Annotated in this window: 16 protein-coding genes; 6 read left to right on the forward strand and 10 right to left on the reverse strand. The window is 40.1% G+C overall.

The features are described from left to right. Positions 1-330: 330 nt before the first annotated feature. Complete coding sequence (locus tag EG342_RS20165) at positions 331-5,748, reverse strand: N-6 DNA methylase (RefSeq protein WP_028068990.1); 5,418 nt, start codon at positions 5,746-5,748, stop codon at positions 331-333. Next, entirely contained in the window at positions 5,735-6,172 is a 438-nt protein-coding gene (locus EG342_RS20170; protein WP_028068989.1) for a DUF1896 domain-containing protein, read from the reverse strand. The genes EG342_RS20165 and EG342_RS20170 overlap by 14 nt, the downstream gene beginning before the upstream one ends. A 187-nt stretch (positions 6,173-6,359) precedes the next feature. Here EG342_RS20170 and EG342_RS20175 point away from each other — a divergent pair, with 187 nt between their 5' ends. From EG342_RS20175 to EG342_RS20185, 3 genes are all read left to right on the forward strand, one after another. Beyond that, on the forward strand, positions 6,360-8,498 hold the full coding sequence (locus tag EG342_RS20175) for a DUF262 domain-containing protein (protein WP_028068988.1): 2,139 nt from the start codon (positions 6,360-6,362) through the stop codon (positions 8,496-8,498). A gap of 21 nt (positions 8,499-8,519) precedes the next feature. Continuing rightward, positions 8,520-9,278, forward strand: coding sequence for a Swt1 family HEPN domain-containing protein (locus tag EG342_RS20180; protein WP_037532493.1), 759 nt, complete (start codon positions 8,520-8,522; stop codon positions 9,276-9,278). 84 nt (positions 9,279-9,362) lie between these two features. Then, positions 9,363-9,581 (forward strand): helix-turn-helix domain-containing protein, encoded by a 219-nt coding sequence (locus EG342_RS20185; RefSeq protein WP_028068987.1) that lies wholly within the window; start codon positions 9,363-9,365, stop codon positions 9,579-9,581. 140 nt (positions 9,582-9,721) lie between these two features. On the opposite strand, the gene EG342_RS20190 is transcribed toward EG342_RS20185, so the two are convergent. Genes EG342_RS20190 through EG342_RS20200 form a run of 3 tightly spaced genes read right to left on the reverse strand, consistent with a single transcriptional unit; the run spans position 9,722 to position 10,970 of the window. Beyond that, a complete protein-coding gene (locus EG342_RS20190; RefSeq protein WP_051606599.1) occupies positions 9,722-10,084 on the reverse strand; it encodes a helix-turn-helix domain-containing protein in 363 nt (120 codons plus the stop codon). A 15-nt stretch (positions 10,085-10,099) separates the two neighbouring features. Next, on the reverse strand, positions 10,100-10,531 hold the full coding sequence (locus EG342_RS20195) for a helix-turn-helix domain-containing protein (RefSeq protein WP_037532491.1): 432 nt from the start codon (positions 10,529-10,531) through the stop codon (positions 10,100-10,102). A 55-nt stretch (positions 10,532-10,586) separates the two neighbouring features. Next, on the reverse strand, positions 10,587-10,970 hold the full coding sequence (locus EG342_RS20200; RefSeq protein WP_028068986.1) for a helix-turn-helix domain-containing protein: 384 nt from the start codon (positions 10,968-10,970) through the stop codon (positions 10,587-10,589). Positions 10,971-11,299: 329 nt separating this feature from the next. On the opposite strand from EG342_RS20200, the gene EG342_RS20205 reads away from it, so the two are divergent. From EG342_RS20205 to EG342_RS20215, 3 genes are read left to right on the forward strand one after another with little or no spacing between them, the layout of a single operon-like run. Further along, a complete protein-coding gene (locus tag EG342_RS20205) occupies positions 11,300-12,688 on the forward strand; it encodes a TlpA family protein disulfide reductase (protein ID WP_081817804.1) in 1,389 nt (462 codons plus the stop codon). Positions 12,689-12,725: 37 nt separating this feature from the next. Further along, positions 12,726-15,932: a SusC/RagA family TonB-linked outer membrane protein gene (locus tag EG342_RS20210; RefSeq protein ID WP_037532488.1), complete on the forward strand. Its 3,207-nt coding sequence runs from the start codon at positions 12,726-12,728 to the stop codon at positions 15,930-15,932. Positions 15,933-15,943: 11 nt separating this feature from the next. Beyond that, entirely contained in the window at positions 15,944-17,314 is a 1,371-nt protein-coding gene (locus tag EG342_RS20215) for a RagB/SusD family nutrient uptake outer membrane protein (protein ID WP_028068985.1), read from the forward strand. Positions 17,315-17,380: 66 nt separating this feature from the next. On the opposite strand, the gene EG342_RS25395 is transcribed toward EG342_RS20215, so the two are convergent. From EG342_RS25395 to EG342_RS20240, 5 genes are all read right to left on the reverse strand, one after another. Then, positions 17,381-17,671, reverse strand: coding sequence for a hypothetical protein (locus EG342_RS25395; protein WP_028068984.1), 291 nt, complete (start codon positions 17,669-17,671; stop codon positions 17,381-17,383). A gap of 4 nt (positions 17,672-17,675) precedes the next feature. After that, complete coding sequence (locus tag EG342_RS20225; protein WP_028068983.1) at positions 17,676-18,203, reverse strand: MauE/DoxX family redox-associated membrane protein; 528 nt, start codon at positions 18,201-18,203, stop codon at positions 17,676-17,678. 143 nt (positions 18,204-18,346) lie between these two features. After that, positions 18,347-19,291 (reverse strand): helix-turn-helix domain-containing protein, encoded by a 945-nt coding sequence (locus tag EG342_RS20230; protein WP_028068982.1) that lies wholly within the window; start codon positions 19,289-19,291, stop codon positions 18,347-18,349. Positions 19,292-19,485: 194 nt separating this feature from the next. Then, complete coding sequence (locus tag EG342_RS20235; protein ID WP_028068981.1) at positions 19,486-20,406, reverse strand: nucleotidyl transferase AbiEii/AbiGii toxin family protein; 921 nt, start codon at positions 20,404-20,406, stop codon at positions 19,486-19,488. A gap of 1 nt (position 20,407) precedes the next feature. Next, positions 20,408-21,196 carry a type IV toxin-antitoxin system AbiEi family antitoxin gene (locus tag EG342_RS20240; protein WP_028068980.1) on the reverse strand — a complete coding sequence of 263 codons (789 nt, stop codon included), beginning with the start codon at positions 21,194-21,196 and terminating at the stop codon, positions 20,408-20,410. Between the last annotated feature and the right edge of the window lie 108 nt (positions 21,197-21,304).

Raw genomic sequence — 21,304 nt, forward strand, 5'->3', positions numbered from 1 at the left:
ACCTAAATTGATAACAAAATCACCGGTTTTAATTTCCTCTATGGGGATAGTTTTAAATTGGGAAAGACTTTCGATATTAAGCATTTGCAGTTAGACTGGGTTAAACAATAGTTATACATTGTTGCTATTGACATATACCATTTTGCTGGAGACATTTACATATCCGAGTGAAAATAACGGGGAAAAATCAAACCTGATTTAATCCCCGTTCATTAACGCTCTCATTATCAAACATAAGCATTTAAATTATTTAATAAAAAATTACTGTGACATTTTATGTTAACGGTTATTTTTTTTAAAGATTATTAGGAAAGAATTTAACAATCTATCTTATAGTACACCTTTTGGCAAATGGACACCTTTTGTTCTTAAAATATCCTCTGAAACAGATGAAGCTTCCTTTTGCTTTTCCTCTTGCGCTTCCACGGGTTCTTCCTTAGGCTCAGGCATGATAGATAGCTGGATTTTTCTTTCCACAGCAGCCAGTTCCGTTTTAAGTTCGCCTAATCTGTTTTCCTTGGACCATGTACCATCTACTACTTCCTGAAGAATAGGCAAATCCTTTTTTATTTCGGCAATTTTCTCCTGTTCCTGCTTTACATAGCCTGGTAGTTTTTCCAGTGCCCTTAAAAAATTCATGGATGCAGTTTCCGGTTCTTTGGCCATTATGCCGTTGTTGTAAGTATATTTGATATTGCCCTCGCCCTGTACCAAAAATCGGTTTACCCGAATGTCCACGCCCTCCTTTTCAGACATTTCAGTTTTGACCAATAGTGTAAATCCGTACAACGTACCGATTTCTTCATACTGCCCTCCGGTGCGGGCATTGTCTGCAAGTTGATTAAGCTTGGTGCCGATTTGCTTCATATCGGCATTCGGCGGTAGTCCTTCCAGTAAAACAGGGTTTGCAACAGTGCCATCCTCACGTTTTTGTAAGCGCCCTTGTAAATTATCCCAATCAAGGCTCATTCGATGCAGTCGGGATTGCGTACTTTCCAGCATTTCCGTATAGTCCTGCAGTTTATATTTCGCACTGAATTTGGAACGGTTAAATGCCTGTTTTTCACTTTCCAGTCCGGCAATCTGTTTTTCCAGTTTGGCTTTATCCAGCAGGTCTGTATTTCCCGACAGGATAGCCACATATTCAGAAAAGTTCATTCCTGATTTTTCGTCCATACTGCCTTCATCAATAGTTCGCTTGCCGAGATTGTTGGTCTTTAACTGATCGATAAAAAGCTGCTTGTTGTACAGCAGGTTGAATTTGTAGCTATCCAAAGACTTTTCGACAGCGTAGATAATCACATCTACCTGGTTATCGGCAAAGAATTTAGCTATTTCATTGCCTTTACGGATGGCTCGCCCATCACGTTGTGCAAGATCGCTCGGTCGCCACGGTGTATCGAGATGATGTATGGCAACGGCTCTTTTCTGGGCATTAACGCCCGTACCCAACATACTTGTAGAACCGAACAACACACGGATCTTTCCCTCATTCATTCCTTTAATCAGTTCTTTGCGCTGCTTATCACTTTTAGCTTCCTGTATAAACCGGACTTCATGTGCAGGTATGCCATGATCCTCTACCAGCTTGCGTTTGATTTCCGAATACACGTTCCATTCGCCAGGCTTGTAAGTACCGAGATCAGAGAAAACGAACTGTGTTCCTTTTTGGGTATTATACTGGTTATAATATTTAGCGATGTTTGCCGCACAGTGCGATGCCTTATTATCGGGATGGTCGTCATACCTACCGCTTACCATCCGCATATCGAGCGACATCTTGCGGGCATAATCCGTAGCTATAAGCATCTTTGCTTTTTCTTCGCTTTGTGATAGAGGTGCTCTCCCAAGAAGTTCCGCATTACCTGTTTTAGCAAAGTCCATCAGTTTTTTGATAAAGACTTCCTGATCTGGTGTAGGCGGTATGTTATACAGCACTTCGTTCTTAACCGGGCGATCGATGCCAATATCTTTTGCTGTGCGGTAGTCCGTGATTTCTGAGTAGAATTGGGCTAATTCCGGCACTTTGATAAAATAGCGAAAACGCTCTTTCGCCACAATGTTATTAGCCACCGAAAACTCATAATCGGTAGTTTTCCGAGCATAGATAGCCGCCCATGCATCAAAAGAATGGATACCCTGTTTTTCCATTGCCCTTGGCCGCAGGTATTTGAACAGCAAGTATAGTTCGGTCAGGGAGTTGCTAATGGTAGTACCCGAAAGAAAGGTTGCGCCCATGTCCGCATTGGTACGGTCCTGAATGGTACGGATGGCGAAGAGCAGGTTCATGGCTTTTAGACTGCCGTCTATGTTGCCCAATCCTGCTACCCGTGTGTGACGGGTATTGAACATCAGGTTTTTAAATTGGTGGCTCTCATCCACAAACAAGTGGTCTATACCCATCATTTTAAAATCTACGACGTCATCTTTTCGGTTTTCAATATCGTGTTCAAGGGTTTTAAGTTTCACCTCCAGGTTTTCTTTCCGTTTGATTACGCCTGCTAGCATTCCCCTGGTCACTTCCTTTCCTTGGGATTGCAAGGCATCTAAATTGCGCTCTACGCTGTCCAGCTCTATTTCAAGGATTTCCTTTTGTATTTCGGGCGATTGCGGTATCATCCCGAATTGGTCGTGTGTCAATATCACACAGTCCCAATCATTGTTTTTAATGTCCCCAAAAATCCTCAGGCGCTTTTGGGGCGTAAAATCTTCTTTGCCCGGAAACAGGATCTTGGCGTGTGGATAAGCGGTACGATAGGCTTCGGCAATTTCGTGAACGTTGCTTTTCAGTCCAATAATCATTGGCTTGTGGGCAAGTCCCAAACGTTTCATTTCCTGTGCGGCAGTGCACATCACCAATGTCTTGCCTGCACCTACTTCGTGGTCGCAGATAGCACCGTTGTTCAGCTTTATCATCCAAACCGTATCCTTTTGGCTTGAATACAGGTCTTCAATACCCAAAGCCTTACGATCTAAGCCTGGAAAGTCCTGATGGTTGCCATCGTAGTTCGGCCGAACGAAGCAGTTGAACGTGTCGTTGTATTGATCGGTCAGCCTGTTTTTAAATTGGTCGTTTTGCGCATGTAGCCAATCGGTAAAGGCGGTGCGTATTTCGTCTATCTTCGTGTTAGCCATTTGTATGGCTTCCATATCTCTCACTTTTACTTCCTGATCGCCAACCCTCATTTTCTTGGTAATGTCTGGCGTGGTATTGACCAAAGCATGTTTGAGCAGGGCTATCCCGTCAAACGTCCGGCTTTCGGACTTAACGGCATATTTTTCCCAAATGTGCATATTGCCCTGGTGACACTTTACGGAAAAATCGTCGGAGCTTTCCGAGTAATAAACGTTAACATCTGCATCGAACAGGTGGGAAGCAAAACGGGCATAAATACCTGTGGGTATCCAGCGTTCGCCAAGGTTAAAATCCAGTTCTTCAAATTCGATCCGCCTTGGTCGGGCCTCTTCCAGAACGTTGAGGCTTGTTTTGGCTTCGGTATCCTCCGGATTATTTTCGATATAGCTGCGTACCTCTTCAGCTTTCTCTACAACGTTCCCCGCAGTCCAGCGTTCGGCTATTTCGTATCCCTTTTGCAAAGGATTGTAATAAATGCGGCCATGTAAGGCTTCTTTCAGGGCGTCAGCGTTCATACCGCTGATTTCGGACATATACGCCAAATCCACACTTCCATATTTATTGAGCGTGGCTGCTAAGGCTTCTTCAGGATTGTCAATTGCTATGGTTACTGTCGAAAAGCTTACAGGTCGGCTAAAGATATCCGCTTTGTGTACAACGCCACCGATTACACGTTCCAGGTAAGGCATTTCCTTACCCGAACTATCTGTTTTAATGAGCTTAATATTATCTGCATTGTTAAGGTTGCCATACCTTTTGACAAAAGCATCATAAAGGCGGTTCAGGTTTTCCCTTTCTTCCTTTTGTTCGACCTGATACTGTGCCTCGTTAGTGTAAAGGTGCTGGTACACATCACGGACTTCGATATATGCTTCAGCTCTTGCTCTTTGCAAGCTGGGTAGTTGCAAGGGATGAAATATGGCGTTTCCTTCTGCGGTATCCACTTCTTGCAAGTGACCGACCCAACCTTTATCCATGGCAAGGCAATCATTACGGTGGAACGATTGCAGTTCGCCACTATACGGGGCAACTTCGGGAATAGCTGCTTTAACAGGCTGGCTGCTTCCGTTTACACCTGAAAACAAATCTCCGATAGTTTCCTGCTTTTTGCCATCGTTAGATGGCGTTCCATTAACTGCTTTATTGGTAATGGAAGTTGTGTATGGTTGCTGCATTGCACTACTGAAAAGGTCAGGCTGGCGACCTATTGCACCTCTTCTTTTGTTGGTGCTTTGCCTTTTGATTGATGTGGTCCGTTTGGGCGGAGCAAGAACTGCTACCGGTTCGTCCGTAGTGTCAAAAAGGTCGAAAATGCTCAGTTGTTTAAGTTCCGGTGGACTTTCACGATGAGCTACCTGTGCAGACAGAGATGGTATTCCCTTTTGGATGATTACGGGTTCAATAACCGGCGGTGTAACCTTTGGTTCAATAGGAATTTGTATCACCGGCTCTTCGTTCCGTTCGCCTAGGTACAAATTCAAGTTAAGGTGCTTTCCAAAATCTTCATTAAGCATCTGTTTGAGGTCCTTGGCAATTCCGCTGGTGCCATCTCTATGGAAATAGATGAGCGCTGGCTGTCCATAAGGGTCTGTATCCAGTTTGCGGTCTGTATGTACAATCCGTGTATTGTCTGAAAACAGTGCATTGCCAGGCGTATTGTATTCGGTCTGCTTACTTTGGCAAAATAGTTCTTCCCTTTCGTTAAGGCCTTGTTTAGCCGTATTCTTTTGCAGGACAATCAGGTCACTGCCAACCTCTGTCCCGGCATAATCAGTAAACAGATTATTAGGTAATCGAACAACTGAAACCAGGTTGTTTTGTTGCATCAAAGCCCTGCGTATCGGTTCGTTCTTCGGGCTGTTCAGAATACCCTGTGAAGTGATGTAAGCTAACAAACCGCCCTCACGGAGCATATCAGCGCCTTTCAGAAAAAAGTAATTGTGTATGCTTCGGGCTGCCTGTACCTTCGCACTGTCCTTGCTTCTGGAATAGGTAAGGTCGAATACCGAGGTGTCGCCAAAAGGAATATTGCTGGCTATAACATCATAGTTGTTTTGTTCCCTTTCGGAAATTTCCTCAAAGCCTCCTATACGAATATTGCTTTCGGGATATAGCTGCTTTAAAATCTTGCCGGTGAGCAGATCCTTTTCGTAAGCAGTAACATCTGCTTTTGTATTCGCTGAAAAAGATTGTATAAATGAACCGATACCCGCCGAAGGTTCGAGGAATTTGCGGATGTGCAGGCCGCTGTCTCTAAAAGCGGCAGAAATTGCATCTATTACCTCAGGAGGTGTATAAAAAGCCGTGAGCACAGAACTTTTCATACTATCCACATACCTGCGGTATTGCTTGTCGTCTTCGGAATTTTCTTTGAGCAGCTGGAGAAGTTCCTGCGTAACAGGGAAAAGCTCGTGTTCGGTCTTTCTCCAATTATTAATGTCTAATGCGCTGGCTATAGGGTTCAGTACGAATTTAAGACCGCCAAATCCGCTGTATTGCATCATTGGCAGTCTTTCCCCTACGGAGGCTTGCCGTTTCTCCTTTTCCAGTTTAAAAGCAATTCGCAGGGCATAGATATTCTGTTGGAGATGTAGCTTTTTACTGAAGCCCATTTTCCTCTATCCATATTGCGATGGTCCCTGTTATTTCGGTATAGAGCAGCTCGTACTCCGGGCCATAAGCGAAATCATCGGTTAGCTCATATCTTGCAAAAACAGCCTCGCAAACAGGAAGCATTTTCAGGGCGAAGGGCCGCAGCTCTTCATCGGCCATGATGGTATCAAATTCATTGCATACGATCTGAAAAACCGTATCGAATTTGGAGAAGTATAAGCCTTCAAAAAGGATATAATTGGCAATTTCATCGCATTGCGCTATAGCGTTTCCCGAACGGAAAGCTCCGTCATACGCGTTGGCAGCCCACGATGATCGTTGCGTTATAAACTTTTCATCGTTTGCCTTTTCGGGAAAGCTACTGTTTAGTAATTCCTTCAGTCGTATCCTGAAATAAGAAAGGTCTTTTTGCTGTGTATCCATACAATTATTTGATTTTAGAATGCTACTTGAAGTCTAAAATTAAAGCAGGAAGACCCCGGCATCTAAGAGGTGGTAGTGTTTGGCGTTTAGAGGCAGGATTTGACGCAATAAACTTAGTAGTGAGGGATTTAATTTGTATTTTTGTTAGTTATCAAACCAAACATTTTTAAGCGACAGATATTAGATAATGAATGAATTAGAACCTCTGAAGAGCATTTTTAAAGACAGATTATTTAAAATTCCCGATTACCAGCGTGGGTACGCCTGGACTACACGCCAACTCAAAGATTTTTGGGAGGATTTGGTCAATCTCCCAGCCGATAGGTTTCACTACACAGGACTACTCTCATTAAAAAAAGTGGACAAGAATACCTGGTCTAACTGGAATGATGAACGGTGGCTCATTGAAGACAGAGCCTTCAAGCCTTTTCATATTGTTGATGGACAACAAAGACTAACTACGTTTGTCATATTTATTCAGGCTATTTCGGAACAATTGAGACTTGTTCCGGAAAATAAGGATAAGAAAGATGAAGATATTTATCTGGGCTCTTTTAGCCTGAAGGCGATTAAGGAAGAGTATTTGGTCATAGAAAGACCGCCGCAGTTGATCATTACAACCTACAAGTTTGGTTATGAGGTTGATAACCCAAGCTTCAAATTTCTAAGGCACAGGATTTTTCTGGAACCCAATAGTGGAACAATCCAAGAAACCTTCTATACGCTCAACCTTGAAAATGCGAAACGCTTTTTCAAAGAAAATCTGCAAAATTTCCTTGACAAATACGGGTTAAGTGAAATCGAGATCTTATTCAAGAAAGTCACGCAGAACCTGATGTTCAACGTCTATGAAATAAGTGATGACTTTGATGTATTCGTTGCATTTGAGACCATGAATAACCGCGGGAAAAAACTATCAAATTTAGAGCTTCTTAAAAATCGCCTAATCTATTTAACGACCTTATACGATGAGAAGGAACTTAAAAATGATGAGCGGATTTCTTTGCGTGAGAAAATTAATGATGCCTGGAAGGAAGTCTATTATCAACTGGGACGGAATAAACAAAATCCACTCAACGATGATGATTTTTTAGTTGCCCATTGGATAATGTATTTTCAATACACAAGAGAAAAAGGCGATGATTATATCAGGTTTTTGTTGGAGCAGAAATTTACACCGCAAAGTATTTATGCAAAAACAGAAGTGAAGGTTAGTTCTTTACAGGATTTTGAAGAAGTCAGGGAAGATGAAGATAACGATCAGGAAGAAGTTGAGACAAATGGAGAAGAAGAAACAACAGTATTGCGTTCGCAACTCTCTCCTAAAGAAATTGAAGACTATGTAAACAGTTTAAAAGCTGCTGCCGTTCACTGGTACAACACCCATAATCCGGTCAACAATCCAGACTTGACTGCACAGGAAAGCTTGTGGATAGACCGATTGAACAGAATAGGCATTATCTATTTCCGCCCGCTTGTAACGGTGGCTTTCTTGAACAAGGATGTTAATTCGGATAAGCGAGTTCAATTATTTAAAGCAATCGAGCGCTTTATATTTATCACATTCCGGCTTAGCCGGGCTTTCTCTACGTATAGAAACAGTGAGTTTTATCGGGCGGCCAGACAATTGCGAAATAGCGAATTGACAATTGAGCAAATTATCCAGCGTTTGAATGATAGAATGAATTACTGTTTTTATACGCCAGAAAATTCCAGTGAAACTTATTTCGACTATACTTACTTCCAAAAATTCATCGACAAGAAATTTAAAAGCGGCGGTGGCTTTTATTATTGGAATGGACTTCGCTACTTCTTGTATGAATATGAAATGGAAAAGGTAAGACGAAGAGGAAGTCAAAAAATAGATTGGAAGCTTTTTGTAAGGAGCGAAAAAGACAAAGTTTCCATTGAGCACATTTATCCTCAAACGCCAACACATACGGGTTGGAAATCCAATTTTAAGGGCTATAAAAAATCACAGCTACCCTTTTTTCAAGGAACATTAGGAAATCTCTTGCCACTCTCACAGAGTATTAATTCTAGTTTGCAAAATGATTGCTTTGATGACAAGAAAAGCGCTAAGTATAACGAGAAGAAAGAGAAAATAAGACAAGGTTATGCTGATGGTTCACATTCTGAAATTGAAGTTTCAGGCTATGCTGTTTGGAATGCTGATGCTATCCTTGATAGAGGCAACAAACTGCTGGAATTTATGGAAGAACGTTGGGATCTGCAATTTGAAAATGAAGCTGCAAAGGCTGAACTACTGTTCCTTGAATTTATGCTCGAAGAGGAAGAAGAGGAAATACATACGACTGAAGAATAACCTACAAAAATATTAATCTAAATGAATTATACAGAAAACATTGAACGTTTAAAAATACTGCTTACAGGAGCCTCCACAGATGTTACGATAACCAGTGAAAATGAAGCAGAATATAAAAGGCTAAAAAACGAACTGAAACAATCTGCTAAGTTTAAGGCCAACGAGCCAAAAGAATTTAAAATATGTGTTACTCTCCAGGAATTTAGGAGAGAGATGCAGGCCAAAGGAGGCTATGCCGAAAGGAGAAAATATATCAATCAACTCTTCTACCCGCTGATCTCTGATGAGAATTCCCTGTTGGACAGTATAGAGGAAATACAGCAAAATATAAACTTTGGTCATCTGAACCTTTTGCCCCAAGATATACAACAAAAAGGACGGGAAATGTCGGAAGTTTACCTTTATCTGTATTGTATTGAAAATTCGCTGCGAATATTTATCGAGGAAATAATGAAGACGGAAGCGGTAACCATACCGAGAAAGGTGCAGGATACTGTAGACAAATTGAAGAAAAGTGAGCAGGAAAGTAAATATTTGCCCATACGTGGAAACAGTGATCTCTTTTACTGCGATTTTATAGAGTTGGGAAAAATAATTGTTGGGAATTGGACAATTTTCGGAAAGTATTTCCCGAAACAGAATGAACACTGGTTGAATGTCATGGTGGATGAACTGTACAAGATACGATGTTTAGTTGCTCATAATAGTTATGTTGGCAAAGATGAGCGTGATGCGCTGAAAGTTTATTATAAGAGCATTACCGCACAATTGCGATTATAACATTGGGCATTAAGGCGATCACAACGTGGTAATAATTTTGATGAACATTTTGTATTAAGATAACTTAAATTTTAACTTTACTTTATGGCAGCACCCTTTTTATTGAAATTACGCTTAGCATTAGGTATAGAACCAGAAGAAGTTGCTGAGATATTGCATATCAGCGTTAAGGAGTATTTGGCATTGGAAAATGATCCCAAGGAACATTTTTACGAAGATCAGGCTAAAACGCTCATGAATTGGATGACGCCGAAGATGAATGGTAATTTTGATCAGTTCGTTCAGTTGCTCAATCAAAATTAGGTGCGACATTAAAAGATGTAAATCACATGTTGTAAATATGAATTTGATATAACGGGTAAACTTAACTTAACGGAGGACCAAATTGTGCAACTTGTGATACGCTTAACTCTTTGTTTGTCATTTAATCTGACTATTGAAATTTAGTTATTCCTTGTCTTTGCCTGCAGACGACTGGCTTCCTGTTTGCTCTTTCTAATTTGTTCCTCTATATTCTTAATTTGGTCATTTGAGCATCCCTGATACATAATATTTACGCCCTGATTACCCTCGTAATTGTTGAAATGATTAGTAAAGGAGGATTTCTCCTGATAATTGAGAATGTACTCCGGAGCAACACCAAAAATATCAGCCAATTCGTATAGTCTTGAAACGCTAACGTCTGCAATATTGTTCTCTATATTGCTATACGCTTTGGGAGTGATGCCTAACGCTTTTGCTACATTTTCTTTAGATAGCTTTTTTTCCTTTTCTCGTATTTCACGAATATTATCTCCGATTTTCATATGCTGATTATGTGTTTAAAAATCAATACTATTATTTTTGAGCAAAGCCTCTAATAATGAAATTCTTTTACGTTCACTTTCCAATAACTCTTGCTGCAATTTGTATAACTTCTCCTTATTTCTAAGTTCTTCTTTAGTTCTTAGATATTCTTGATTAGCGAGATTTGGTTCTCCGCCCTGATACATGATATTTACACCTTTGTTTCCATTGTTATTATGAAAATAATTGAAGAACTCCTTTTTTGAACTTTTGTAATGGAGGATATACTCAGGGCTACATCCAAAAATTTCTGCAATTTGCTCTAATCTATCCACAGAAATATCCGTAACATTATTTTCTATGTTCGCATAAGCACGGGTAGAAATTTCCAGCCTTTCAGCAACATGGCTTCTCTTAAAGTTTTTTTCAACTTCCCGTATTTCCCTTATGTTATCTCCAACTCTCATAACTACATAAAAAATGTTCGTTAAAGATGTGCTTGCAATATCACATAACCGGTTGTCAAAAATTAAATTCGATATTATTATCCCTTAAAAGTTTTTCCAATCTTGGTATTCTGTTCAATTCCTCTTGGTAAAGTTCTTTGTACGCCATCCGGATTTTTTCTTGGTCAATTCCCTGTACATGAATATTGATACCGGAATTTCCATTATGATTAAAAAAGAAATTCCTAATTCCTGTAACGGGTTTATTGAGCGTAATCAAATCGGCAACATCGAGGGATAATAAGCGTGCAATTGCGTCAAGCATAGAAAGCGTTATGTCTCGCTCATCACTTTCAATTGCTTCATATTCTTCCACACTGATATTAAGCTCTTGCGCAATAAAACTTTTTTCAATCTTTTGAGCAGTTCTTATCTGACCGATGTTACTTCCAATTTTCATATTCAATGCTTATTGTTTCTCCAAATATAGTAAAACTTCCAATATGGAACAAATTCTTCCAAGTTCGTACAAATTCGTCCAATGCGGGAAGCTGTTTTCTTCTAAAAAATTGACTGAACAATTTCCTTTGTATTGACAAGAACAAACATGGGAAGATTGACCTACAAGTATAAGCAATATTGTTGCTTGTCCACTAATGGACAAGCAAAAGCCATTGTTTTGTTCTTCTGCCTCAAATTCAGTCTTCGCTCTATTATTAAACGCCCGGATTAGCACATGTAAAACCTCCTAACGGAGCAGTATTCTATTGTGTAACCTAACTACGATTGATGATGAGCAAAACTATACGTAACAAGATTTCTATTTTCACAACCTGCCATCACCCGGAACTGGTAACGGGCGGCAGGTATTTTCTATCCATAATTTGTTTCATGTTGTTTGGTGTCGAGGTAGCCCGTCCGCAGTCCCGAGAACCCGGGACTGCAAACAACCAAAACATCACCGCTTTAAACATCGGCGACCAAATCCCCGAAGCACTTTGGAACACTCCTTTGCAGGTGGTGAACCATCCACAGGGTAAACAGACCGCTACGCTTGCCGACTATAAAAGCAAGCTGATAATACTGGATTTTTGGGCTACATGGTGCGGCAATTGTATCAAAAACTTCCCTAAACTTCACGCTTTGCAGAATGAATTTGGCGACAAAATAAAGGTGTTGGCAATAACCAAAGAAGACACGGATAAAATAGCCAAGTTTTTTAAAACAGGCGTAGGGAAAGAACACACTTACGTCAATTCAGTAATTAATGACAGCGTTCTTTCAAAATACTTTCCTTACCGAAGTGTACCCCATATCGCATGGATTAATCCCAACGGTAAAGTGCTGAACACCACCCAAGCGGAGGACATCACCACCGCCAACATACAAGCCATTTTGGATAATCAAAAAACACAGATGGTTGCCAAAGTCGATATTGACAAAAATAGACCCCTGTTTCTTTCCGAACATTTTAGTAACGACTTGCAATTAAAATCCTATTCTATTTTTGTTAAAGGGTATTATCCGGGGCTACCGTCAGGAAATAATTTCAAGAAAACCGAAGATGGTGAAATTTATGGCAGGCAAATGACCAATACCACCATGATGCGAATTTACAACCCGATACTATATGAATTATTCGATAAGAAAGGCGACCAATTTAGTTCAAAGCGTATGATAATAGAGGTAAAAGAGCCAGCATTGTTAGACGTTATAAAAAACGAAGATGGTAAAAGCGAAAGATATAACCTATACAACTACGAACTTATAGTTCCTGAAGAAAAGGCTGACAGCTTGTACTATTATATGTTGGCAGACCTTAACCGTTATTCGGATTATATAGGCTCAATCGAAAAGCGTATGGTGGATTGTCTTGTTTTGATTAGAACCTCTACCATAGACAAAATTAAAAGCAAAGGAGGAAAGCCTAAAAACACTTTTCCAGCTTCGCCATCTATCCTGACTAATCAAAAACTTGGTTCGATGATTAACATGCTTAGTGAGGAAAAAGTCATTACGCTACCGATAGTAGATGAAACTGGCTATACAGATAATGTTGATATAGAAGTTTCAGGTATTAAGGACTTAACCAGCTTAAAAAAAGAACTCAACAGGTATAACCTTGACCTCGTACCCGCAAAAAGAAGCCTTAATATGTTCGTCTTAAAAGACAAGTAGCTGCTTCTATTTTTTTACAATCTAACTCAATTAATGAATGAAATCTTTTATACTCATTATTACATTGCTTATTGCTTCCTTTAGCATGTTTGCACAACAAACCATCACAGGCACAGTTGTTTCTCACAACGATAGTTTACCTATTGAGGGAGCCAGCGTATCCCTGCAAGGAGCCAACAGAACAGTAAGCACCAATGGTAAAGGACACTTTACCATCCAAACTGCGACAAATGCAAGTACCGCTATTTTGGTCGTTAATCATGTGGGTTTTGAACCAACAACAATAACAGTAAATCTGCCATATAAAGATACTTTAAACATCATTCTACAAGCATCAACTCGCTTGTTGGAGGAAGTAGAAGTAGTATCAACAGGGTATCAGAAAATACCCAAAGAACGGGCAACAGGTTCATTTGCCACTGTAAGCAATGAACTGTTTAACCAACAGGTGGGTACAGACATCCTTTCGAGGCTACCAGCTATTGCTAATAGCATGGTAATGGATGCCGGAAAGCAAGGCACACCACAAATGATGATACGGGGTTTGAGTACAATAAGCGGACAAAAAGACCCGCTAATTGTTGTCGATAATTTTCCTTATGACGGTGATATTACCAATATCAATCCCAACATTGTAGAAAATATAACCATCCTCAAAGATGCATCGGCTTCCAGCATTTGGGGAGCAAGGGCGGCAAATGGTGTTATCGTTATCACCACCAAGAACGGACGTTTCAATCAACCGATTACTTTATCGTTCAATTCCAATCTTACTATCGGGGCAAAACCCGATTTAGACTACATCCGTCAGATGTCGTCCAGTGATTATATTGACGTGGAGCAAGAATTGTTCAACAGAGGCTACTACAATAGCGATATTAATTCAACAAGCCACCCGATAATCAGTCCGGTAGTTGACCTTTTGGAAAAAGCTCGTAGTGGAGCATTAACCCAAGAACAGGCACAGCAGCAAATAACCGCTTTGAGAACCATAGATGCAAGGAAGCAATTCAATCAATATATGTACAAACCATTGGTCAATCAGCAATATTTTTTAAGTGCGCAGGGCGGGGCAGATAAGTTTTCTTGGACATCTTCGGTGGGTTACGACCACAATAAGGATAATTTGGGAAGCACTTACCAGCGCATGAACCTTCGTTTCCAAAACACTTATCGTCCAATAAGACAGCTTTCACTTTCAACCGGGCTTTATTATACGCAAAACAGAAATAAATCGGGTCGCTTAGGTTATAATAATGTAACAATGAGAGGCGGGACTTTTGCACCGTATATGCAAATGGCTGATGCGAATGGAAATGCGCTACCCGTTGCAAGGGACTACAATCAAAGCTATATCCAAAATCTCGGTGATGGAAAATTGCTTGACTGGAATTATTATCCGCTTACAGATTGGCAACACCAAACATCTAATGGCACTGTTTCCGATATACTGGCAACTGCTACGCTCGATTACCAAATCATAAAGGGGTTGAATGCAACCGTAAATTACCAGTACGAAAGACAAATTGGATTAAATACCAACCTTGCCGATGAAAACAGTTATATGGCAAGGGACTACATCAATCTCTTTTCCCAAATTGTGAACGGAAATGTAGTTTACATCGTACCCAATGGTAGCATATTAGATAAATCAAATAACTTATTAAATGCAAATAATGTACGAGGTCAGCTAAACTTTGACAACACTTACGGCAAGCACAATATAACAGCTCTGATTGGTGGGGAAGCACGTTCCGCTAACATGCAATCAAATCAGGCACGTTTCTACGGTTATGACCCTAACACTTTAACCACGGGCAACGTGGATTATACAAAAACATATCCAACAATTATTAGCGGGGGCGCCTCTTTAATTCAAAGAGGTCAATACCTGCGGGAAACGACCACGAGGTTTATATCTTACTTCGCTAATGCTGCTTACACGTTTGATAATAGGTATGTCGTATCGGCAAGCGCCCGCCGGGATGCAAGTAATCTTTTTGGTCTAAAAACGAATGACCAATGGAACCCCTTTTGGTCGGCAGGGTTTGCATGGAAACTATCGAACGAGAATTTTTATAAAGTTGATTTCTTGCCTTACCTCAATCTCCGGGCAACGTATGGCTTTAGTGGCAATATTGACCCCGCAATGGTTGCAGTCAACACAATTTGGTATCCCAACAATGTGAATATTTTTACAGGTGCAGCATACGCACAGTTTAATAATTACTACAATCCACTACTAAAATGGGAAACCTCAAAAATGCTCAACCTTGCGGTAGATTTTCGTCTGCGGAACGACCGTTTAACAGGTTCAATAGAGTATTATCACAAAAAAGGTATTAATCTCTTTGGGATGGCTCCAATGGATTACACAACTGGAGTTGACCCCTATATGTTACGGAATGTAGCCAGTATGAAAGGGGATGGTTGGGATATTCAGCTAAAAAGTATAAACGTAGACCGTACATTTAAGTGGAGTACCATACTGAATTTTAGTTTATACAAGGATAAAATTGTTAGCTATCAAGTAGAAAGGACATTGGCACAGGAATATGTCAATGTTTCCTCACCGCCCATATCCGGGATTGAGGGAAATCCTGTATATGCCATTTATGCTTATAAATGGGCGGGACTTGACCCCAATACAGGTGAAGCACTGGGATACCTCAATGGAGAAGTAAGTAAAGATTATAGCAGTATTGTAGGCACAGGCACTAACGTAGAAGACCTTGAATACTTTGGTTCTTCTATTCCGACTAAATTCGGTTCGTTAATCAATGCGGTATCGTACAAGAATATCAGCTTACAAGTTGGCGTTTCATTCAAATTTGGATATTGGTTCAGACGTAACTCTATTAACTATACCAACCTGTTTTATAACTGGCGGGGACATTCCGATTATGCACTACGCTGGCAAAAACCGGGTGATGAAGTAAATACCAACGTACCTGTAAATCTATATACCACAAATACCAACCGGGATGCTTTTTATAACGGCTCAAGCGTTTTGGTAGAAAAAGGCGACCATATCAGGCTCCAATATATCAATCTTGCTTACGACTTCATAATGCCAGCAAACAAGACAAAAGGTATCAAAGGATTACAGGTGTTTTTCAACGCAAGTAATCTTGGGTTATTATGGAAAGCTAATAAAGCAGGCATTGACCCTGACTTTGGCTTAGGCTATTTCAATCTAAAAACTCCTGCAAATTATTCACTTGGTCTTAAAGCCAAATTATAAAAGCTATTACAATGAAAAAAAACACTCAAATAATAACGTTTCTATTATTCCTGACATTGCTTATTTCGGGATGCGAAAAGTTTCTTGAAGAAAAATCAGATAAAAGTTTAGCCATCCCTACAACGCTGCGTGACCTGCAATCATTGCTGAATAATGCCTCTGATGTTAATCACGTATTTTGCTCAATGGGTGAAGCAAGCAGTGATGACCACTTTTTGAAAGATGCAGATTACAATGGATTAAATTACGAAAGTGATAAACGTCAATATACATGGCAAGCGGATTATGTAACCCGTCCACTATCTTCAAATGGTGATGAATGGTATAATTGTTACAAGGTAATATATATCTGTAATTCTGTTTTACAAGGACTTGAGGAGAACAACCTGACTGGACAAGAAGCAGGTTATATCAAAGGGCAGGCTTTGGTTTTCAGAGCAGCACGTTATTTGGACGGTGTACAGGTATGGTCGCCCGTTTATAATAGAGCAACAGCAAATACGGACTTGGGTATGGTGCTAAGGTTAGAACCTGATATAAATATTCCCTCTGTTAGGTCATCCGTACAGGAAACCTATGACTTGATATTAAAAGACCTTAATGATGCACTTCCATTGTTACCAGCAACAATTACTTCTCCTACATTGCCCACTAAGGCGGCAGTTTACGGACTATTAGCAAGAACACATTTGATAATCGGAAATTATGTCGAAGCACTGGAAAATGCAGAAAGGGCATTTGAAATTAGTAATGAGTTGATTGATTTTAATGGATTGAACCCAAACGCAAATTATCCAATACCGTCAGTAAATCAAATAAGTAAAGAAATCGTATTTCAAACACGGATGTTTTCATCTGCCATTAACAACTTTAATGTAGCAAGAATTTCACCATCACTCTATAACCTTTATGATGCCGGGGATTTGCGAAAGAGTATTTATTTTCGTGGAGTAGCTGTTGGGGAGTATAGATTTAAAGGTACACATACGGGCAATACAGGATTAATCACTGGAATTACAACAAGTGAATTGCTTCTCATTATTGCAGAATGTAATGCCCGATTAGATAACATTAGTGAAGCTGCAAACACTCTTAATAAATTACTGATTAAGAGATGGGATGTCAATCAATTTATACCATACTCATTTACTAATAAAGATGCTGCACTGAATACGATTTTAATAGAAAGAAGAAAAGAATTGGTATATCGTGGGCTTAGATGGTCAGATATCAAAAGATTGAACAGGGACGGATATAATATAACATTGACACGAACCGTAAACGGTCAAACCATAACATTGCCACCCAATGACTTGCGTTACGCTATTGCTATTCCTGAAACGGTGATAGAAATAGGCGGCATCCAGCAAAATCCGAGATAAATTATAGTAAACATAAAAAGGGGCTTGTGATGCCCCTTTTTTGCTTTTTAAAATGTTTTTGAGAAATCATTCTCGCTTACTGTCAACGATAGCCATAACTTGGGGATTGGTTTTCCCCGACAGTTTGCTTTGTAAATCCAATTCATTTTCTGCCGTTATTTGGCAAGGTAACTCTTCACCTGAACCACATTCCTCTGAAGTTCCGGGTTGCCAATTGGCAGGGTCAGCAAATACACCGGGATTTACTGCATCTGTATAATGATAGGTGCTTGCTGTACTTGCCATTTTAAATGACATAGTAACCGCTGCAATTGCTAATGCCACTACAGCAAAGAGGTTCATTTTTAATTTTTTCATTGCTTTAAAATTTTGATGTTAAAGAATACTTTTTTATTTGTCTTTTGGCCGACCCGCCCTCAGTAGTTTCGCCTCCAGCGTTGCTACCTCGTAATTTGTACCATAAGTAAAGCCCCCAACCGCTTAAAAAAAGGAACAAGAGATTGAAGAAAAAATGTTGCAACCAAGTCATGCCGCTTATCACCGATCCGCACTCGCATGGTAGCTTTTCCCATGCGCCCATAAGAGCCACAACGATATAAGCCGTAAAAGCAGTCATTAATCCAGTTGAGAGGATTAAACCCGCTTTACGATATTTTTCCATTATCAATGCCAGTACTGTTATTAATTCCAATGCCGGGAGCATGTAAATAAGGATGTACCCTAAACTATCTGAAATGGGTTGACGGAGGATACCGCTTTTAAATGCTGCAAAGTTTGTTATTTTGTCAATGCTTACAGGTATCCAAAGAAGCAGCAAAAGAATAATAACGATATTGAGTGTTATCCGTTTTCTTTTGAGTTGGTTTGGATATATAGCCGTTGTTTCCATTGCCTTTGTATCTTAGTGAGGGTTCTCACCATCCTTTGATACAAAGTTCACTAAAGCGTTAAGCGTGGGAAAGACAAAATCGGTAAAAATTGAGCAGGTTTGTGTCGAGAATTTTCCGATTTTGACAATATCTTGGAATATCCCTATTTTTTGCGTTTCTGATAACGCTCCAAGGCAGAGCGAAAGGACCGTTCATCAGCATAACCCACTTCCATATACACATCCTTGATCCCGATCCCCTGATCCAATAAAAGTAAAGCATGGCCAATACGCAGATCGGTGATAAATTGCTGAACGCTTACATGATAGGTACGCTTAAATATATTCAGCAAAGTTCTCTCGGTAACAAAGAATTGCGCTGCCAACTGCCTTACGTTTAAGGAGACATCACAATAATGCTCTTCTATAAACCCCTTGATCCGATAAGCCGCATCCTTATCCTGGTCTTCCAACAAGCTATCGTAATACTCCAGCAGCAAACTTACGTATTTGCGCAGATTGCCATCAAGTGCCCCTTTGTTATTTTGCGAATAACTATAAATCTTATACAGCCAACGATGTATTTTCCTATCCATACGGCATTGCCCCATTGTTTCATAAGATTTTTTACCATCCAAGAACCTTTGCAGAATTTGTTGCACATTGTAATACTCCTGATCTATACTTTCAATCCAATCGGGATGTATGCTCAGCACTAGGGCAATGTGTTGTCCTCTTTCAGCGTATGCTAAATATGATCCCTCGTCATAGTACGACATCAGGAATGTATTGGCTTGTATCTTAATTATAGGAATTTTTGAAGATGTGGTATAGAGCAGGCTGCCTTTGAGCATAAAGAACATGAACAGTTGCCTGTCATGGATATCAAAGGGAATATGGGTTGGCTCTTTAACATTAATCTCTACCAGATCGACAAAAAAAGGCTTGTAATTCAGTTGTTGGCTGAAAAGATCCATTTCAGGTATTTGGAAATGATGTGTTTTCTGGGCAAAGGTCAGTAGGTACCTGCTCGGTTCGGAGAGGTTATGAGGCTCATTCTTGGATTTTACGTGCTCATTTTTAGAATACAACGTATATGGTATCTTCATAGGCCAATGGTTTTCCCAATTCACTGGAAATCATTTACAATAGCATTGGAGCTTATTATGAGAAATACAAATTTCAAATATATAATTGAATAAAAAACTAAAGTTGGGTTTAACTTGGGTAAAATTTTCTGATCGTAAACTTTGTTGTTATTGATGATCAATTCAGTATATACTTTCGAAAAGGCAAACCAATTCTATAACTTCAGTACTTCTTTCAGTTTCTCTACTGCCTGGCTATGTTTTTTTTCTTCCATTTTTGAGAGATTGAACAATTTCCATTGAACGGATGGTAGTTGGGCAACCTCTGCCATATTAGGCAACCCCAGTAGTTCCCATTGTGGGTTTCGCTCTTTGAACGATAACAAAAATTTCCGCTCATTAGTGGTCATATCCGTATTGATAATTTCAATGAGTTGTTCCCTTGTGGCTTCCAGTGCTTCAACGGGAATATCCACTTCGGCCATTTGTGCAAATTCTGCTTCATATATTTCTCTTATATTTTTACGGTGAGGAGCCAAAAGTTCTGCCATTGGCCGTTGATGGCTGATTAGGAATACAAGGAACGTTTTGCGCAGGTCTTCAGTAAAGCCTTCGTTTTCGAGGAGGAATTTCACGTCAAATAAATCACGGGGATGTTGCCGGTCCAGGGCGGCTGCAATCTTTCCGGCATACAGATCGGGCAACGAAGCTACCTGTATTTCGGCATATCCGAACTCCCTCTCCACTGGTTCACTTACCTCCATTCGTACTTCGGAGAATACCGTTCCACGGATCACCGGCGACAATTCCACCTTAATCCTTACATCTTCCACTTGCAGAAGTAAGCGAAGCGCATTGCCCTGTTCGTGTGCGTTTTGTATGTGAATGCCAGGAATGGTTTTCTTAATCAACTCACTTAATCGGGTTAATGCAGCACGAATGTTGACCAATGCTTCCTCACGGCCTTCGGAGGGCAGGTACAATAAATCTATATCTACAGAAAGCCGTGGCAGCTCCCTGTAAAAAAGATTGATAGCCGTGCCGCCTTTTAGTGCAAAACATTTTTCACTATCCAGTAGCGGTAGGATACGCACCAACAACTGCACCTGTTTGTAATATATGCTGTCCTTTTTCATCTTAGGATTGGAAATTTTTAGGAACGGTTATTTTGTAGGTTTTATCGAGATCGCCGCCTTTGACGATTACCCGGTTTCCGGAACCGAGGTCTATGCTATCGGTATTCAATTTTGAAAACCAGGTATAGTTGTGTCGTGAACCGAACCAAAGGAAAAGCCGTTTAACCTTTACATTGGTACAGGCTTCCAGTAATTTTTGCAAAGTGCGGGGCGATAAGGAGGTCATACCCTGTATAAGCTGATCAGCGTGTTCTAACGAGATTTTATCCGGTACTTCGTCCAGCATTTCGAGGCAGGCTCTTTCCGGACAGGATATTTTAAGTTCGTCCAAACCCTCTTTCCAGAAAACAGTAGAAGTGTAGCTGTCGGATACTTGCCTTTCCATACCGGAAAACAGTTTATTCCGGGTATGGCGAACAAATGTTATCGTTTCCGATAGTTCATTGGCCCATACAGGTAATTTATCATTGCCATAAAGCTGTATTGTTTCTTTTTTCGAAGTAGGCAGATAATGGGAAAAACCTTTTAATTCCAGTGCTGACATTCCTCCTGCAACAAGATCTGTTTTCATCACGGTTTGTAGCGTGTACAGCATACTTTGCCACGAAAGCTGAACCTTCCCCCGTATATAAAGTCCTTTCCACAACAGCTTCAGTTGTTCACTCTTAACCAGGTTATCTATAGCATGTGTATCTAAAGCAGCCTGGTCCGTCAGCCACTTTCGCGTAACAATCATACTTTCAGGCATTATTCGCTCCAATAGTTTACGTCGTTCAGTGTTAAGCGCCATATTTATAAATTTTAATTTAGACGGTGATTATCGCCGTGAAAACAAATTTACATAAATATTTTTATTGCTCCCATAAAAAATAACGGCGATTAACGCCGTTATAATAAA

Source organism: Chryseobacterium lactis, from assembly GCF_003815875.1.
GTDB lineage: Bacteria > Bacteroidota > Bacteroidia > Flavobacteriales > Weeksellaceae > Chryseobacterium > Chryseobacterium lactis.

Bases quoted from the DNA above. Each gene is read 5' to 3' on its own strand.
- EG342_RS20165 (WP_028068990.1), bottom strand. From the start codon at position 5,748: ATGGGCTTCAGTAAAAAGCTACATCTCCAACAGAATATCTATGCCCTG.
- EG342_RS20170 (WP_028068989.1), bottom strand. From the start codon at position 6,172: ATGGATACACAGCAAAAAGACCTTTCTTATTTCAGGATACGACTGAAG.
- EG342_RS20175 (WP_028068988.1), top strand. From the start codon at position 6,360: ATGAATGAATTAGAACCTCTGAAGAGCATTTTTAAAGACAGATTATTT.
- EG342_RS20180 (WP_037532493.1), top strand. From the start codon at position 8,520: ATGAATTATACAGAAAACATTGAACGTTTAAAAATACTGCTTACAGGA.
- EG342_RS20185 (WP_028068987.1), top strand. From the start codon at position 9,363: ATGGCAGCACCCTTTTTATTGAAATTACGCTTAGCATTAGGTATAGAA.
- EG342_RS20190 (WP_051606599.1), bottom strand. From the start codon at position 10,084: ATGAAAATCGGAGATAATATTCGTGAAATACGAGAAAAGGAAAAAAAG.
- EG342_RS20195 (WP_037532491.1), bottom strand. From the start codon at position 10,531: ATGAGAGTTGGAGATAACATAAGGGAAATACGGGAAGTTGAAAAAAAC.
- EG342_RS20200 (WP_028068986.1), bottom strand. From the start codon at position 10,970: ATGAAAATTGGAAGTAACATCGGTCAGATAAGAACTGCTCAAAAGATT.
- EG342_RS20205 (WP_081817804.1), top strand. From the start codon at position 11,300: ATGATGAGCAAAACTATACGTAACAAGATTTCTATTTTCACAACCTGC.
- EG342_RS20210 (WP_037532488.1), top strand. From the start codon at position 12,726: ATGAAATCTTTTATACTCATTATTACATTGCTTATTGCTTCCTTTAGC.
- EG342_RS20215 (WP_028068985.1), top strand. From the start codon at position 15,944: ATGAAAAAAAACACTCAAATAATAACGTTTCTATTATTCCTGACATTG.
- EG342_RS25395 (WP_028068984.1), bottom strand. From the start codon at position 17,671: ATGAAAAAATTAAAAATGAACCTCTTTGCTGTAGTGGCATTAGCAATT.
- EG342_RS20225 (WP_028068983.1), bottom strand. From the start codon at position 18,203: ATGGAAACAACGGCTATATATCCAAACCAACTCAAAAGAAAACGGATA.
- EG342_RS20230 (WP_028068982.1), bottom strand. From the start codon at position 19,291: ATGAAGATACCATATACGTTGTATTCTAAAAATGAGCACGTAAAATCC.
- EG342_RS20235 (WP_028068981.1), bottom strand. From the start codon at position 20,406: ATGAAAAAGGACAGCATATATTACAAACAGGTGCAGTTGTTGGTGCGT.
- EG342_RS20240 (WP_028068980.1), bottom strand. From the start codon at position 21,196: ATGGCGCTTAACACTGAACGACGTAAACTATTGGAGCGAATAATGCCT.